Origin of the sequence: Nocardia vaccinii NBRC 15922 (assembly GCF_001613305.1) — a bacterium.
Taxonomy (GTDB): Bacteria; Actinomycetota; Actinomycetes; order Mycobacteriales; family Mycobacteriaceae; genus Nocardia; species Nocardia vaccinii.
The window spans coordinates 40,764-55,246 of record NZ_BDCC01000033.1 but is presented as its reverse complement, the minus strand read 5'-3'; the positions used below and the strand labels follow the sequence as shown (position 1 = coordinate 55,246).

13 protein-coding genes and 3 pseudogenes are annotated in these 14,483 nt (G+C 65.3%); 8 read left to right on the top strand and 8 right to left on the bottom strand.

Annotated elements, in window-relative coordinates:
- Positions 1-99: 99 nt before the first annotated feature.
- Both NV1_RS21505 and NV1_RS21500 read left to right on the top strand, forming a co-directional pair.
- Positions 100-1,842, top strand: coding sequence for a DEAD/DEAH box helicase (locus NV1_RS21505; protein WP_067894627.1), 1,743 nt, complete (start codon positions 100-102; stop codon positions 1,840-1,842).
- Position 1,843: 1 nt separating this feature from the next.
- Positions 1,844-2,410, top strand: coding sequence for a hypothetical protein (locus tag NV1_RS21500; protein WP_067894091.1), 567 nt, complete (start codon positions 1,844-1,846; stop codon positions 2,408-2,410).
- Positions 2,411-2,677: 267 nt separating this feature from the next.
- Here the strand turns inward: NV1_RS21500 and NV1_RS21495 are convergent, their stop codons facing one another.
- The 5 genes and pseudogenes from NV1_RS21495 to NV1_RS21480 all read right to left on the bottom strand — a co-directional run bounded on the left by NV1_RS21495 (position 2,678) and on the right by NV1_RS21480 (position 7,568).
- Entirely contained in the window at positions 2,678-3,256 is a 579-nt protein-coding gene (locus NV1_RS21495) for a hypothetical protein (RefSeq protein ID WP_245713846.1), read from the bottom strand.
- Between the two features lie 6 nt (positions 3,257-3,262).
- Positions 3,263-3,487, bottom strand: a pseudogene (locus tag NV1_RS46890) (LGFP repeat-containing protein); the annotation flags it as partial.
- Between the two features lie 163 nt (positions 3,488-3,650).
- Entirely contained in the window at positions 3,651-6,221 is a 2,571-nt protein-coding gene (locus NV1_RS21490) for a helix-turn-helix transcriptional regulator (RefSeq protein WP_067894085.1), read from the bottom strand.
- A 143-nt stretch (positions 6,222-6,364) separates the two neighbouring features.
- The gene (locus tag NV1_RS21485) at positions 6,365-6,553 is read right to left on the bottom strand and encodes a DUF1737 domain-containing protein (RefSeq protein WP_067894082.1); all 189 of its coding nucleotides are present in this window, start codon (positions 6,551-6,553) and stop codon (positions 6,365-6,367) included.
- A 73-nt stretch (positions 6,554-6,626) separates the two neighbouring features.
- Complete coding sequence (locus NV1_RS21480) at positions 6,627-7,568, bottom strand: SAM-dependent methyltransferase (protein ID WP_067894079.1); 942 nt, start codon at positions 7,566-7,568, stop codon at positions 6,627-6,629.
- A 273-nt stretch (positions 7,569-7,841) separates the two neighbouring features.
- Here NV1_RS21480 and NV1_RS21475 point away from each other — a divergent pair, with 273 nt between their 5' ends.
- The 3 genes and pseudogenes from NV1_RS21475 (at position 7,842) to NV1_RS21470 (ending at position 9,296) form a co-directional block, all read left to right on the top strand.
- Positions 7,842-8,399, top strand: a complete 558-nt coding sequence (locus tag NV1_RS21475; RefSeq protein ID WP_067894624.1) for an ester cyclase — start codon at positions 7,842-7,844, stop codon at positions 8,397-8,399.
- 191 nt (positions 8,400-8,590) lie between these two features.
- Positions 8,591-8,934, top strand: a pseudogene (locus NV1_RS45840) (transposase); the annotation flags it as partial.
- A 53-nt stretch (positions 8,935-8,987) separates the two neighbouring features.
- Positions 8,988-9,296 carry a YciI family protein gene (locus NV1_RS21470; RefSeq protein ID WP_067894076.1) on the top strand — a complete coding sequence of 103 codons (309 nt, stop codon included), beginning with the start codon at positions 8,988-8,990 and terminating at the stop codon, positions 9,294-9,296.
- A 598-nt stretch (positions 9,297-9,894) separates the two neighbouring features.
- On the opposite strand, the gene NV1_RS21465 is transcribed toward NV1_RS21470, so the two are convergent.
- Together NV1_RS21465 and NV1_RS21460 are read right to left on the bottom strand one after the other, a co-directional pair.
- The gene (locus NV1_RS21465) at positions 9,895-10,098 is read right to left on the bottom strand and encodes a DUF397 domain-containing protein (RefSeq protein WP_040824450.1); all 204 of its coding nucleotides are present in this window, start codon (positions 10,096-10,098) and stop codon (positions 9,895-9,897) included.
- Positions 10,098-10,976, bottom strand: coding sequence for a helix-turn-helix domain-containing protein (locus NV1_RS21460; protein ID WP_067894073.1), 879 nt, complete (start codon positions 10,974-10,976; stop codon positions 10,098-10,100). The genes NV1_RS21465 and NV1_RS21460 overlap by 1 nt, the downstream gene beginning before the upstream one ends.
- A 241-nt stretch (positions 10,977-11,217) precedes the next feature.
- On the opposite strand from NV1_RS21460, the gene NV1_RS21455 reads away from it, so the two are divergent.
- The 3 genes and pseudogenes from NV1_RS21455 to NV1_RS42320 all read left to right on the top strand — a co-directional run.
- On the top strand, positions 11,218-11,403 hold the full coding sequence (locus tag NV1_RS21455; protein ID WP_084525643.1) for a hypothetical protein: 186 nt from the start codon (positions 11,218-11,220) through the stop codon (positions 11,401-11,403).
- On the top strand, positions 11,403-11,615 hold the full coding sequence (locus NV1_RS21450) for a hypothetical protein (RefSeq protein ID WP_067894067.1): 213 nt from the start codon (positions 11,403-11,405) through the stop codon (positions 11,613-11,615). Before NV1_RS21455 ends, NV1_RS21450 begins: the two co-directional genes overlap by 1 nt.
- 394 nt (positions 11,616-12,009) lie before the next feature.
- Positions 12,010-12,387: pseudogene (locus NV1_RS42320) on the top strand (transposase); the annotation flags it as partial.
- Between the two features lie 126 nt (positions 12,388-12,513).
- Here the strand turns inward: NV1_RS42320 and NV1_RS21440 are convergent.
- Entirely contained in the window at positions 12,514-13,428 is a 915-nt protein-coding gene (locus NV1_RS21440) for a beta-propeller domain-containing protein (RefSeq protein WP_169813369.1), read from the bottom strand.
- Positions 13,429-14,483: the final 1,055 nt, after the last annotated feature.

Genomic DNA, 14,483 nt, shown 5'->3' with positions numbered 1-14,483 from the left:
CGGTACACTGTACGGCGTTACTCTACACCGTACGCTGTACGCCGATAAGTGAGGTATGCCCTGCCCACCACGCACGCCACCTATCTGCCCGATCGGCACATGTTCGCCCTGTGGACCTGGACCGGGCGTCGCACCGGCCCCGCGCCCACCGGACCGGGCGAGCCGGATCGCATCTCGCTGGCGATTCCGTCGACGACGGGCGATATCGCCGTCACGCCGGTCGACTGCACGCTGGTCGAACCGGAGCATCTCACCGTGGCGCGAGGCACCCCGTCCGTACGCGCCTGGCGCGCGGCTCTGGACGGCGGCGCGGATGCGAGCACTCTGCCGCCCGCCGCCCATGCGGTGCCGAATGCCACTGGTACCGGGATCATTTCGGCCGACCGGGCAGTGCGCGCGCTCACCGGCACGCTGGCGGTCGCGGCGGAACTCGATACGACACTGCGAGCACGTCTGCGGCCCTATCAGGCACGCGGCGTCGCTTGGCTGCGGGAGACCACGGCCGTGCACGGCGGCGCGGTACTCGCCGACGAGATGGGCCTGGGAAAGACCGTGCAGGCCATTGGATTTCTACTCGGGCGCGCGGCGGACGGGCCGCAGGTGGTGCTGTGCCCGACGTCGCTGGTGAGCAACTGGGTGCACGAGATCGCACGTTTCGCGCCCAGTCTGCGGCCGGTCGCCTGGCGTGGAGGCGAGCTGCCCTCCCCCACAGCGGATCTCGTCGTGGTCGCCGGTTATCCGACGTTGCGCGGTCATGCCGGCCCGCTGGGCGAACGTTTCTGGACAACAGCGATATTCGATGAAGCGCAGGTGTTGAAGAATCCGCGCACCCAGGTCGCGAAGGCCGCGCGCTCGCTCACCGCGCAGGCGCGAGTGGCGCTGACCGGAACACCGGTGGAGAACCATCTGGACGAGCTGTGGGCGTTACTCAACCTCGTTGTGCCCCAATCCTTCACACACAAGGCACAATTCCGGCGGCGGTTCGTGCGGCCCATCCACGAGGGTTCGGCCGACGCGGCGCTACGACTGCGGGACGCCCTCGAACCGATCGTGCTGACCCGCAAGAAGTCCCAGGTGGCCGCGGCACTGCCGGCGAAGATCCACTGCGATCTGATCTGCGATCTGACCGACGAGCAGGCGCGGATCTACGACGAACTGCTGAATCGGGCCGAGGCCGAGGGCTTCGGCAGTGGAGTCCAGCGGCATTCGCGCGTGCTGGCGGTGCTCACCGCGCTCGGCCAGGTGTGCAACCACCCCGGCCTGATCTCCGGCGATCTCGGCGAGTTGTCCGGGCGCTCCGGGAAATTCGATGTCTGCGCCGATATTCTGGCCAACAATGTCGAACTCGGTGATCCGACGCTGGTATTCACCCGGTTCCGCCGTACCGGTGAGTTGTTGGTGCGGCACTGCGCCGAACGCCTCGGCGTCACCGCACCGTTCTTCCACGGCGGGCTCGGCACCGACGAGCGCACGCGAATCGTGACGCGGTTCCAGTCGGCCGACGGGCCGCCGGTGCTGATCCTGAGCCTGCGGGCGGCGGGTACCGGGCTGACGCTCACCCGCGCGGCCGACGTGATCCACTACGACCGCTGGTGGAATCCCGCCGTCGAGGCGCAGGCCTCCGATCGCGCCCACCGCATCGGCCAGACCCGCACGGTCACCGTCACCACACTCACCACCGGAACGACCGTCGAAGAACATATAGCGAACATGCACGGCCGTAAATCGGCGCTGGCCGACCTCACCACCGCCGCCGATTCCGATACCAACGCGATCGCCGAACTGGCCCGCCTGGACGATGACCGCCTGCTCACCATCCTGCGTCGCAAGCGAGGCAATTGACATGCCCGACAACGAATTCGGATACACTGCCTGGGGCATGGACTGGGTCCGCCTCGCCGAACCCCTGCACACCACCCGCCCGGAGCCCCTCCTCCCCCGTGCCCGCAGCATCGCCCGCAACGGCGGCGTACAGCTCGAAATCGACGGCACCTCGGTCCGAGCGAGCATCCATCGCGGCTCGCAGGCATCGGTCACATATCTGGAACTCGAACCCCTGTCCCCCACGGCGGTAGCCGAGATAACCGCTCGAATTCCCACGGACACAGTAGAACTGGGCGACAACACACACGCGGCCCTACGCGCCGCCGGGATCACCGTAGCCCCCACCCTCCACCTCGTCGACTGCTCCTGCAACGCCCGCACTCCGCGCTGCCTGCACCTGTTGGCCACCTGCTACGCGCTGGCCCGGCGGGTCGACGAAAGCCCTTGGCTGGCATTGGATGTCCAGGGGTACCGCACATCCACCGCCGAGCGGTCCCAGCCGACAGACACACCGTTGCCGCGCTGGACGCCCATCGCATCCCTCGACCCCACAACGTTCTTCGGCTTCACCGCTCAGGGAGAATAACCGCTCGCGAACAGGCCGATACTCCAACCAGCAGCACCAACAGCGCGAACATCGAGGGTCAGTTCGGCCCTGTCGCCGCGAGCACCGGCAACGCGCCCCTCCAAGGCTCGGCGAAATCTGGGTCTACACGGCGCTACCTGCCAGGAACTTCACAGGATGCTGCCATGCGGGACCGCTCGAATCAGCGCGGGTTACCGTCAAGGATAAATATTTCAGCCGCCCTGCGCCGCGGGCACGCGGTCCGTCCGATGCCCGGCCGTGGTTTGATTACGGGCAGTATCCTGGAACGTTGTTGCTCCAGAGGGTTCCTGTTTTGTCGAGCGAGCTGTGCGTGCCGTCGTTGGCCGAGAAGTGAATTGCGCCCCGCGCCACGCATATCTGGCTGGTGCGCTGCTGGAACCGGCCGTTGCCGTCGGTGCGCGCATCGAGCCAGACTGTGGCGCCGTAGTCGTCCACGCTTCGGATGTGCACGGTTGCATTGGGTTTGAATCCTTGGCCCTTGATCGTGAACGAACCGTCGCCATTGCCGGACACGTCGATCTGCGGTGGCAGAACGGGCATCGGCTTGGGTGCGACTCCCGACGACGCTTGCGGCACAGACACATCGACAAAAGCGGTCCAGCCCTGCCGACAGGTGGAGGATTGGAGCGTATGCGCGTCACAGCCCTCGACGATCACCCGGTGCGCACCGTTGCTCATCGGCAGCGAGGCGTCGCCGTGCGTCCCGCCGGGGGCATCGTGCTGCGAGCCATCGAACCTGACCAGGAACTTGTCGTAGTGGAACGGATCCGTCGGCCCCCATTGCACATACACAGTGTTGCCCGATCCCCAGGCTGCGACCACCATCCGGTCGCCCTGGTGCGGTGACCAAGTGATGGAACCGTGCGCGAAGTGCTGCAGGCGGGCCGGCCGTCCGTCCGGTGAGTCGAATTCGCCCTCGATGGGGCAGCCCAGTGGGCCGCGCTCGGCGTTCAGAGCACGCCACTTGTCGCCGATCAACCCGGACGACGACCACTCGCAGCCACCGTTCCGATGTGTGGGCGGAGCGGCAGACGTGGTCGGCGCACCGATCGCCATCGCCGCCAGCAGGCCGGCCGCGATTGCCGGTCGTGCGACGCTTCGCATGAGATGCATTCTGTGCGACATAGTTCGATCCTTTGAAACCCGTTGGTGCGAAACAGATCCAGTTTCTGGGGCTCGAATGCCGGCGATACAGGTAATCGACTACGCGAAATCCCGCTCAGGGCGTGTGTTCGATGCCGAGGATGCGGGCGAAATCGGCGCGGTTGCCGGTGCCCAGCTTGTTGCCGGCGCGATAGAGGTGTCCTTCGACGGTGCGCCGGTCGATGCCGAGCCGAACCGCGATCTCGCTGTTACTCGCGCCATGCGCGGCCATCGTCACCACCTCACGTTCGCGTTCCGACAACGACAGCGGCCGGTCGGCACGCGACAGCGCGGGAGTAGTGATGCCGGGGCAGGTGCCGGCGAGCCGGTGGGCACGGTGGCCGGCCCACTTCGCAGAGCCTGTGCGCCCGTCGCGGGCGTAGCACTGGGCTGCCTGGGCCGCCGCGTCCATGGCAGCGGGCCGATCTCCCATCTTCTCCAGCAAATCGGCCGCCTGCAGCAGCGCGTCCGCATCACTCTCAGCGAGCGCCGCGGCGTGAGCCGCCACCGCGGCGGCCCGGGGACCTTGCACATGCGCCGCGAGTTCGGTCAAATCCGCGGCGACGCTCGCGTCGCCCAACCGCACCACAGTGTGCAGCGCCATCACGACGTGCGCGTCTTGGCCCCGCCCACGCGCGAGTTCCGCTGCGTCCCGGGCCATTCGCGCGGCCACCGACACCCCGCCCAACGCCGCCGACGCCCAGGCCTCGGCCAATTCGGCGATGGGGTCCATCACCCCGGTGGACTCACTGCGGATGGCGGCGAGCGCCGCGCGCGACTCGATGGTAGGCTCGCCGACCAGCGCCTGCACCTGCACCAGTGCCGTCAGGGCGACGAATCGCCATCCGCCACCATACCCGTACGGCGCAAGACCGATCTGCGCTTCCTGCAGGCGCCGCCTCGCGATCGGCAGATCGCCTCGGGCAAGGGCGATTTCCCCGAGCAGACAGCTCGAGATGTGGCTGACGAAAGGGATACCGAGCAGAGCCTGATCCAGCTGCTGCGCCATGGCCTCGGCCTCGTCGACGCAGCCCGCCCAGACCAGGCCCAGGATTCGTACCGCCACCATCGGGTTGGCCAGGTAGGCCAGGTCAGGCACCCGGCCGGCAATCGCCAGCGCAAGCTGGAAGGGTTCGCCGCCGTCGTGGATACGCCCGGCCGCGGCCGTCGCCGTCACGAGCGCGAATTCCGCGGTCAGCATCGCGGCGTCGGACCGACTCTCGGCAAGGATCGCCGTAGCGGTCGCGAACGCCGCGGCGATGCGGCCACGCTGACTGTGGAAGACCGCCGACATTCCATCCAGGCACTGCCGCAACGACTCCGGCAGCCGAGGCCGGGCCTCGTCGAGTACGGCCTGAGCGTCGGCCGGACGAGCGCAAGTCCAGTGCAGGTACGTCGCCTGCATCAGCACCGCCCGTATCAGCTGCTCTTCGTCGGCGGCCAGACCGCACAGCACCTCGAGTTCGTGTTCGGCATGCGCCGGATCCACCCACGCTGCGCCGCTGGCGACCAGCAGCTGCGCCTCGAATCCGCCGCCCGCCGTCAACGCCGCCCGTCCGAGCTGTCCGCCGCGGAAGTCGCCGAGCCGCACGGCCTCCGCACCAGCGTGCAGCAGCAGCTCGACGTCGGGTTCGAGGTCGGAATCGACCATCAGGAACCCACGCCGCAGCAGATCGGTGTCGTCGTCCAGGACTCGCACGATGCGCCCGCGCAACCGGCGGGCGCGCATCGTGCCCATCACGGCACGTCGGGCCTCGCCGTAGAGCGGGTGCGCGAGCCGGGCGGTCAGTCGGGCCGGGTCCACCTCCACCAGCCCGGCCGCCTCGGCGCCTTCGATCACCCCTGGAGCGGTCAGCTCGGCGAGTCCGTCAACGTGCAGCGGTTCACCGAGCGCAAGCAGATCGACCACCTCGACGATCTCCGGGGCCAGCTCAGCCAGCCGGACCACGACGGTCTCGGCCAACGTGGCCGGCAGCGGCTGCTGCTCCGCCAGCCGAGTCACACCGCCCTCCGCACGAAACCGGCCACCGTCCACCAACTGCCGCAGGAACAGCATGTTTCCCCGGGTCAGGTCCCACAGCCTGCGCTGTGTGCGGGTCTCCACCAGCCCGCCGAGCACGGTGTCGAGCAGTTCGCCGGTCTCGTCCGATGACAGCGGCCGCAGCTCGCGGCGCGGCAGTTGCTCGTCCTTCCACAGCGCCGAAATCGCATCCGGCGCAGGCTCACCGGTACGGACCGTGAGCAATACCGTGGCCGCACGTTGCACCACCAGTTGCTGCACGACCAGCGCGGACACGTCATCGAGCAGATGGGCGTCGTCGACGATCACGACCGTGCCTGCGGAGCCGGCGTCCGCAGTGAGGCATCCGATAGCGTGCCGGACGATATTGTGCTCCGGGCCGGGATCGCCGACCAGCCCCGAAAACGCGCCCAACGGCACCGCTCTAGCAGACTCGGTCGCAGCGGCCCAGCACAGCGCCACACCGCGCCGCCGGATCCTGGTCGCGATTTCGCGCGCCAGCCGCGTCTTGCCCACCCCGGCCGAACCCGCCAGCACCGCACCCCCGTTGCCGCGCAGTTGCCGACACGCGGCCTCCGTCCAGGCGAGATCCTCGCCGCGACCGGTCAGCGGCCAATTCCGCACCATGCCAAAAGTGTATGTCCCCCTCCGCATTTGGCGGCACGGATAGATTCATACTTCAGGTGGCGGACGGTCTTGCGCCGCACTGTGTTCTGATGTGTCGGTGAGGACATGAACGGACGGGAATGGAACACTCGGCGGCGAGCACGTCAATCACTGGCCCCCGGCCACAGCACTGCCTGGGCAACAATCACATGCTCGCCGTTGAAGGTCACAGCAGGACCTTCATGCAAACGGTAGCCCAGCGCGATCGCCTCGCTGACCCGGCGACAGAACGTCGCGTCATCGGGACCGGTCAGGACTCGATAGATCGGTAGTCCATCCGGGGGTGCGCTCATACGATCATGATCTCAGGTCCGACCCTCGGCCACCACCGCCATCAAGCCGGCTCCGAACATATCGCACGCGAGATCACGTTCTATCGCTGGAGCGCTGGGTGCCGTCGGGCTTCCGGGCCGTTACGAACTGGCCGCCGCGGGCCGGGAACATGGACTGTTCCGGGAATTGTGCGCCGTAGCGTTGGGCTGCGTCGTCGACGTGTTCGACGGTTACCGTCCAGCCGTGGTCACGCAACCAGGTGTCGACGGGGAAGTCCTCTTTCTCGTCCGGCCACAGTTGGGTGATGTCGAAGCCCGTTCTTTCGGACATGCGGGCACGGCGTTGCTGGAATTCCGGGTCGCGGCGCAGGCTCGCCAGGTCGGCGACGTACTCCAATTCGATGCTGCTGCCCGCTGCGGTGAGGCTATCGACCGTGGCGAGCAGATGTTGTTTCGCGGCGTTCGGGAGGAAGGGCAGTAGTCCCTCGGCCAGCCAGGCCGAGGGGCGGGACGGGTCGAAACCGGCCGCTCGCAATGGCTTTGTCCACTCTTCGCGCAAATCAACCGCAACTATCCGTCGGTCCGCGTGCGGGTGCGCGCCACGCTCGTTGAGGACGCGGTCTTTGAATGCGAGCACTTTCGGCGCATCCAGTTCGTAGATCGTGGTGCCCGCAGGCCAGTCCAGGCGGAACGCACGCGTGTCCAACCCTGCGGCGAGCAGAACCACTTGCGACGCCGTGGTCGCCGCCGCGTTGAAGTAGTCGTCGAAATACCGCGACCGGACTCCCATGTAGCGGGCCATCGTCGCCCACGGAACATCGGGATCGTCGTCGGACTCACCCGGCCGAGTCGGCAATTCGATCGGCGCGTCGGCCGCTCGTACGAATGCCTCCGCATATGGATCGGACACCAATCCACCGTCACGATGGGTCTCCATCGCCCGACCCGCCGCGACGGCGAGTGCGGTGAATCCCACGCCGGTGACAATGTCCCACTGCGCTGATACTGCTCCCACGGACTCGCTCGCGCTCGTCATGTGTGGTCAATTTACTCGTCGGATCGGCTCTTCAGCAATCTATTAGCTAATAGACTCGCGGGGGGCGTGGGTAGACCGACAGGGACGGCCCGGAGGTCACCTTATCGAGGTCAGCACCTCCACGGGCAATCCGGTTTCGCCCGTTCTTCCATCGAGCGAACTCACCGGGATGTGGGTAAGCCTGGGAACCACACCGGCCTTCGTTTACGGTCACATCACTCGGCAAGCCCGAGAGCAGACGCGTCCCGCCGCCCAACCATGAGGAAGAAGACCATGAGTACGCCCCAGACCCTGACGCCCCAGCTGCGCGAGTTCAGGGAGAAGCTCGTTCTGGATCACTTCGACGACGAGGTCCGTCAGGACTGGGACGCGACGCTGTCGACGTTTCCTCACCCTCGCTACGAGCTCATCCCACTCGGCCTGGTCCACGACGGCGAGAAGGAGGTCCGCGACTACTACCACGACACGCGGGTCGCTTTCCCGGACCAGCACCACGAGCTGATCCAGCTGCGTCACAGCGATGACGCCGTCATCTGTGAGTTCTACCTTCTCGGCACGCACAACGGACCGTTCGGGGCGATCCCGCCGACCGGCAGCCGGTTCAAGGTCCGCATGACCGCGTTCTTCATTTTCGAGGGCGAGCGGCTCATCTGTGAGCGCGTCTACTTCGACCAGCTCACCTTGATGAAGCAGCTGATCAGCGGCATGGACTTCAAGAAGCCGTCGGCATACCTCTGGGCGCTCAGGGCGCTGCGCGCACTGCCGTCATCGCTCAGCGCGGGCAACAAGCCGAATGACAAGGCGCACGAGATCTGGGAGGCCCACGAGTAAGGGGCCCAGTGCCTGAGGACGGGATTCGACGGTACGAGTGCATCCAGGAATGACCGTCATGCTCACAGGTGCCGCTCGGGCATCGGTCAGGCCGTAACGCTTACCTTGTTCGCACAGGGCGCGGCCGTGTTCGCAGAGCCCCTGAACAATGCCGAGGTCGGACTACGGGTAGCTGTGAGCGGACGGCACCACACCTGAAAGTACGCCTCGACCAGCAGAAACTGTGCCGCTGGCGATAATCGGGGTGCGCGCGGACAGTCGGAAAGAACTGGCGGCACTGCCCGACGGCTGTTTGTGAGTCCGCCAGTCGTGGGCCGACCCGCTGCGCGACCGCCGCCAACGAGGTACGCGCGCACCGGTACTCGCGGTCGGCGACGGAGCCCCGGGATTCCGGAAAGCGCCGCGCACGGTATTCCCGATCACCCGCGAACAGCGCTGCTGATTCCAGGTCCAGGCCAATGTCCTTGCCGCGCTGCCGAAATCCGCGTACTCCGCAGCGCTCGCGCGGCTGAAGGACATCTACCTGGCCGAGGACCGAACCCCGGCCACCCGCACAGACCGACGAACATCCCACCTGAAAGGCACCGGATGCAGTTCATGCTTCTCGCCTACGACGGCACCGACGACGACGCACCCGCTCGGCGGCTGGCCGTACGCGAACAACACCTGGCCCTCGGCGACAAGCTGGTCGACGAAGGCAAAATGCTCTACGGCACCGCGATCCTCGATGAAAAGGGCGCCATGATCGGGTCCATGCTCATCGTCGAATACGACTCACGGGCCGAACTCGACCAATGGCTTCGGATAGAGCCGTACATCACCGGCGACGTCTGGCGCGACATCCAGATCCGGCCCGTCCGCGTCGGACCATCCTTCACAGGACTCCGACGAGTATGACCCGCCCCCCAGGGGATGAAGGCGAATACTGTTGAGCGACCGACGAACCCGCCGGGCGATTGGGGAAAGTGCGGCAGAACCACCATTCAGCCGGACGCGACCGGGACAGTCGAAAAGTCGGCACTCCCCACGCGACAGGGATGAACCTTGGTTTTTCGGAGGGAACCAGAGCGAAGCCGACTACGAACTCTATAGACCCGTGGATCTACCCGACCGATTCGGAGCACTCGACTTCGATTGGCTCGACATCGATGGCGATGATGGTCGTTCGAGTCTCGCGGGAGGGGCGGAAGGGGCAGACGTGTTGACCCGCAGGGCCTCTCGCAGTGTGCCTGTGTCCGACGGGGCGGCAACGGCGGAACGACGAGCCTACCGACGATATGGCGGACCGGCCGCCCTGATCGCGGAGTTCCGCTGCAACCCCGACGTCGGGCGCATTGGTCCCGCGGGGTCGTTCATATGACAGAGATGGTTCGATTCCGGTCTGCCGGAGGGCTGGACACCGAGAGATATTCCGCCTGCCCGGCTGCGACAGTCGGGCAGGCGGAGCGAAAGACATTGACTCCCTGAGGATTCCGTGTCTCCGAGGTACGCGGGGTCACGGTAGATCGAAGTGGCCGGAGTGCAGGGCGGTGGTGAAGGCGTCCCAGGCGGTAGGGGTGAAGACCAAGGCTGGGCCGGTGGGGTTCGTGGAGTCGCGGACGCCGACCATGTCGTCGGTGAGGTGGGCTACCTCGACACATGTGTCTCGAGTGCTTGACCTGCTGCTCTTGAACCACGCTGCGCCGGAGAGGTCGATCATCACGCTTGGTACTCCCTTGCCACATCCAGGAGAAGACTCCTACTCCTCTTCTCGTCCAACGCTACCCGCTTGATTTGCCCAATGGCCTGTCGATACTGCTTGATCTCAGACTCCTGATCCAGATACAGCGCACCCGTATACCCCTGCACGTAAACCACTGGAGGTTCAGACAAGCGCGAATTCGAACGCACCGGAAACTCCATCAGGACAAAGGAACCGGTGATCAGACCAAGATTGCCGTTAGCCTGCTGTGGGATGACGCGAATCGAGATATTCTGTGCCGCAACGATATCCGCGAGATAGATAAGCTGCTCTTCCATAACCCCCAGACCGCCGACCTGGTTACGCAATGCAGCTTCACAGACCAATGCATCAAGCTGAACCGATCTCCGCCCGTCCGTGAGGCCCGCGACGCGTCGGCTGTGCAGCTCGATCAGCGGCTCGATCTCAGTCGTTGGCCTGCTCGGGAACTCGATCCAATGAACCGCACGCCGATAGTCAGGGGTCTGCAACAGACCTGGAATCAGCGCCAGCTGGAACGTGGTCAAGCGGCTCGCAGCCTCCTCCAGCCCGATGAACATGTCCGTATCCGCGGGAACAGCATCGGCGAAGCTGTGCCACCACCCGGGCTTCTTCGTCTCAGCGATCAAGCCGATGAGCGCCTCGGTCAGATCCATTGACGCACTGTACATCTCACAGAGCACCTTGATGTACAGCTCTTTCAGCTTCGGCCCCTGCTGGCCGGACTCGATCCGCCACAGGGTCTGCGGTGACACCTCGATCGCCTCGGCGGCGGCCACCGCCGATACTCCGGAGCGCTCACGCAGCTTCTTCAGTTCACGGCCCAACATTCGCCGCGGTACGGCCGAACCGGTCATCACCTGGCCTCACTCCCCTTCGACACGGATTTTGGAATGGTTTCAGAACGTCATTTTGGAAGCGGCGCGGTATTTTCCGGGATTCGCGCCTCGAGAGCTTCCGTAGCGTTCTTCGGCAGCGTACTACTGATCTCGGCCCGGCGGCCAGGATGTTCCACAACTCGAATTCCCTTGTACACGAATTCATTCGGCCTTGGCCGCCGAGCATTCCAATCTGCCCAAAAACAATTCGGAGTATTCCATGTACGACATTCCAGTAACCGACCACAACCGATTGCCCATCATGACAATCGAATACGCCCACCTCATCATGCAGAAACACCTGGAATGCCCGGCCGCGGTCTGCCAGGTCAAGGCCCAGGCCAAACAGCGGCTGATCGAAGCCGGCCGACTCGTCCCCGCCGACGTCCCCCACCTGGGATTCTGATGACCGACAACCCCGTCTTCCACGACTACCCGGGTCACGTACTGCCCCCATCCCAGATGCACACGGTCATCAACAGCAATATCCACGCGCACTGCACCTTCGAAACCTGCGCCATGATCCGCACCTGCTGGACCACCCTCATCGACCTCGGCCATCCCCACCCGTCGGACACCCCCGAACAGTGCCCGATCTGCTCGGCGGCTCGCATCTGATGTCCCGGCCGAACCTAATTACCGCGATGCCGACCAACCTGCCAGTCCGAAACAAGAACCGTGAGCGCAAGTTTCACCAGGGTTTGCGGGCCGAGACATTGTCGACGGCTCTCGCCGCCGCGCCGGATCGTCCCGCCGGCGTCAGCGGCGCGGCCCTGGTGCCATCACGATGCCGGTTGCGGTCGGCACTTCGAATGTGCCTCGCCAGAAGAGTATCCACGTTCTTTCCGTTGCAGAAATCGGGATTTTATGGCCTGTGCGGAGGGCCGTTAGCCCAGAGATTTCGTCGGTTGACGAATCGGTGGTGTGCCGCTAACGAAGAAGGGTGCCCTGAACTGCGATAATTCCGCGTGCGAGGGCTGGAATCTGCACAGAGTTCAGGAGCACCATTCAGGTGTCAGAGCGCAGTTCCCCCTACCCCCGCTTGTCCGTGGACGCGGCCGGAACCGGTGTCGTACCCCACGCCCGGGCTCACCCTGCCGCTGCGCACCGCCGAGAAGGCCGGACTGATCAAGGACTGTCGAAAGCGTTGGCGCCGTGGCGCAAAGCTCTCACCACACATGATCACGGCAAGATCATCCTCGACCTGGCCGTCGCGGTCGTCGTCGGCGGTGACCACCTGTGTGACATCGCGGTCCTGCGTGCCGAACCCGGCGTGTTCGGCCACGTCGTCTCCGACCCGACCGTGTCCAGAACGATCGCCACACTCGCCACGGACGCACCGAAAGTGGTGTCGGCGTTACGATCCGCCCGCCGCGGAGCCCGCGCATCCCGGCAGCGAGCCCGCTGACCGGGCCACCCCGTCACACGGTTCGACAGCCGAAGCGGCCGTGAACCGGCAAAATCGGAATGGGGCCAGGCCGGCACATCAGCCACAAGAAATTTCCGGACTAGATGGTTACGTGTTCGCTTCTCTGCCCCAGCTACCGTAAACAGCTGATCGCACAGACACTTTCGGGTCGGTGAGGCGGTGCGGGTTGCTGCCGTCGCTGTTCATCACCCAGAGCTCGGTGAACGTGGCGCCCTGTGTGGACGCGGGATCACGGGTCATGCGGGAGTAGAGGATCTTCGTGCCATCCGGCGAGAACGACGGGCAGTACCCGTCCGCCCGGAGCAACCGGATGTTCCGACCATCGACATCCATCCGGTAGATCCCGCCGTTCGGAGGCCGGCTGCTGGAGAACACGATCCCGGCTCCGTCCGGAGTGAAGACCGGGTCGAAATCGGCATACACCTCCCCCGGCAGCAGCTGCCGCGCACCCGTTCCGTCCGAGGCCATCACCCACATGACTCCGGAGTCGGAGATCACGATCTTCGAACCGTCCGGTGAGAATGCGGGACGGTCGGTCGACGGGCCGTCTTGATCTTGCCCGTGAGGGAAGTGACCGGACGGATCGAGTTCGAGGCTGTCGACGTGAAGTTGCTGTACCGCGCCGCCATCGGCATTCATCAGGTAAACAGCGCCCCCACGAGTGAACGCAATCTTGGACCCATCCGGCGAAAACACCGGGCATCCATACCCTCCGTGGATGAGCTTCCTGACGTGACCGCCATCGCGATCCATCACCGTGATCCAGAATCCACCAACGGCGATCTTGGATCCATCACGGGCAAAGCTCGGACAAGCGCCCTCGCCGATCGGGGTGATCCCGGTGCCGTCGGGATTCATCCCGAAGATCGTGTATTCGACGTTCGAGTGCCTCTCCTCACCCTCGAACACGATCTTCGCCGGACGTGGCGACTGTCCGAGATCCACCCCACAACCAGCAACTAATCCCGAAACAGCAACGGCGACAACGACAGCCCGCAGCAACCGGCGCGCCGTCCCCGGTACCGCACGACCGATCGAACCGCCGATCCGATGGATGATGCCAACCCAACGCTCGAGAGTAAGGATGCCCGCCACGCTCCTCATCGTTCCCGGACCAAATCCGCAAGCCTTCCCTATCTCGGGAAGAGAAGGCCGGCTTCTCGGATGCCCATTACCTCGACTTCAGGAGACACACCGGCCTCGGCCGACGCCGCGACTCTCTACACGCAGCTGCTGTTCTCCGGCAAATCGGCGGCTTCCAGCCACCGAAGTAGGGCGTGCACCGGGCGCCCATCGCGGGCGAAAACGCGGCAGCGGGTAGCAGCCACTCTCGCGCGACGCGATGGAGCACCCGCCTCGTCCGAACAACCAGCTATTCGCTCTGGCGCGGCGTCCCGACGTCGCGCCAGAGCTGTTCCTGAATGCCCGCCAAGCTCGGGCTGAACGGCGTCGGTCGGGTGGCGGGTCGGTGCCGGGTCGGTGCGCACGTCGACGCCGACGCCAGTTCATCGGCCCGACGGTGACTCGAATCGCAAGCCGCGGACGATTGTCGCGAAACCGAGCCAGGCACATGATCACGTCGATATCGAGAAAGTCGGGCGAATCCCAACGGTGCCGGATGGCGCGCCCACAACCGCGACTCCGACCGAGTCAGGGCCGCAGCACAAATCAAGTCCACCAACGGAAAACGCGGCTACGTGTACCTGCACTCCGCCGTCGACGGGTTCACCCGAATCACCTATACCGAGCCCTTACCTGATGAAAAAGCAGTAACCGCAGTCGGTTTCATGCACCGAGCGAGAGTGCGGTTCGCGGCACACGGCATCCGCGATATGGAGAAGATCGTCACTGACAATGGTGCGCGCTACCGCGTCGAAAGATTTCCGCGCGCATTGCTCGAAGCGAAGCACAAGCGCGGGCGCAGGTTCCGGTTCAGCCTCGAGCGATGCCCGCGCGCCGGCGGTGCCGATCCGATCTGCGAGACGTCCACACCCCCGGGAACTTCCGCCGTAGCCGATTCGTCGGTCCGCTGCTCGCGCTGTGACGACAGGCACTGG

Coding starts and splice junctions, on each gene's coding strand:
- NV1_RS21505 (WP_067894627.1), top strand. CDS start 100: ATGTTCGCCCTGTGGACCTGGACCGGGCGTCGCACCGGCCCCGCGCCC.
- NV1_RS21500 (WP_067894091.1), top strand. CDS start 1,844: ATGCCCGACAACGAATTCGGATACACTGCCTGGGGCATGGACTGGGTC.
- NV1_RS21495 (WP_245713846.1), bottom strand. CDS start 3,256: ATGGTGGTCGCAGCCTGGGGATCGGGCAACACTGTGTATGTGCAATGG.
- NV1_RS21490 (WP_067894085.1), bottom strand. CDS start 6,221: ATGGTGCGGAATTGGCCGCTGACCGGTCGCGGCGAGGATCTCGCCTGG.
- NV1_RS21485 (WP_067894082.1), bottom strand. CDS start 6,553: ATGAGCGCACCCCCGGATGGACTACCGATCTATCGAGTCCTGACCGGT.
- NV1_RS21480 (WP_067894079.1), bottom strand. CDS start 7,568: ATGACGAGCGCGAGCGAGTCCGTGGGAGCAGTATCAGCGCAGTGGGAC.
- NV1_RS21475 (WP_067894624.1), top strand. CDS start 7,842: ATGAGTACGCCCCAGACCCTGACGCCCCAGCTGCGCGAGTTCAGGGAG.
- NV1_RS21470 (WP_067894076.1), top strand. CDS start 8,988: ATGCAGTTCATGCTTCTCGCCTACGACGGCACCGACGACGACGCACCC.
- NV1_RS21465 (WP_040824450.1), bottom strand. CDS start 10,098: ATGATCGACCTCTCCGGCGCAGCGTGGTTCAAGAGCAGCAGGTCAAGC.
- NV1_RS21460 (WP_067894073.1), bottom strand. CDS start 10,976: ATGACCGGTTCGGCCGTACCGCGGCGAATGTTGGGCCGTGAACTGAAG.
- NV1_RS21455 (WP_084525643.1), top strand. CDS start 11,218: ATGTACGACATTCCAGTAACCGACCACAACCGATTGCCCATCATGACA.
- NV1_RS21450 (WP_067894067.1), top strand. CDS start 11,403: ATGACCGACAACCCCGTCTTCCACGACTACCCGGGTCACGTACTGCCC.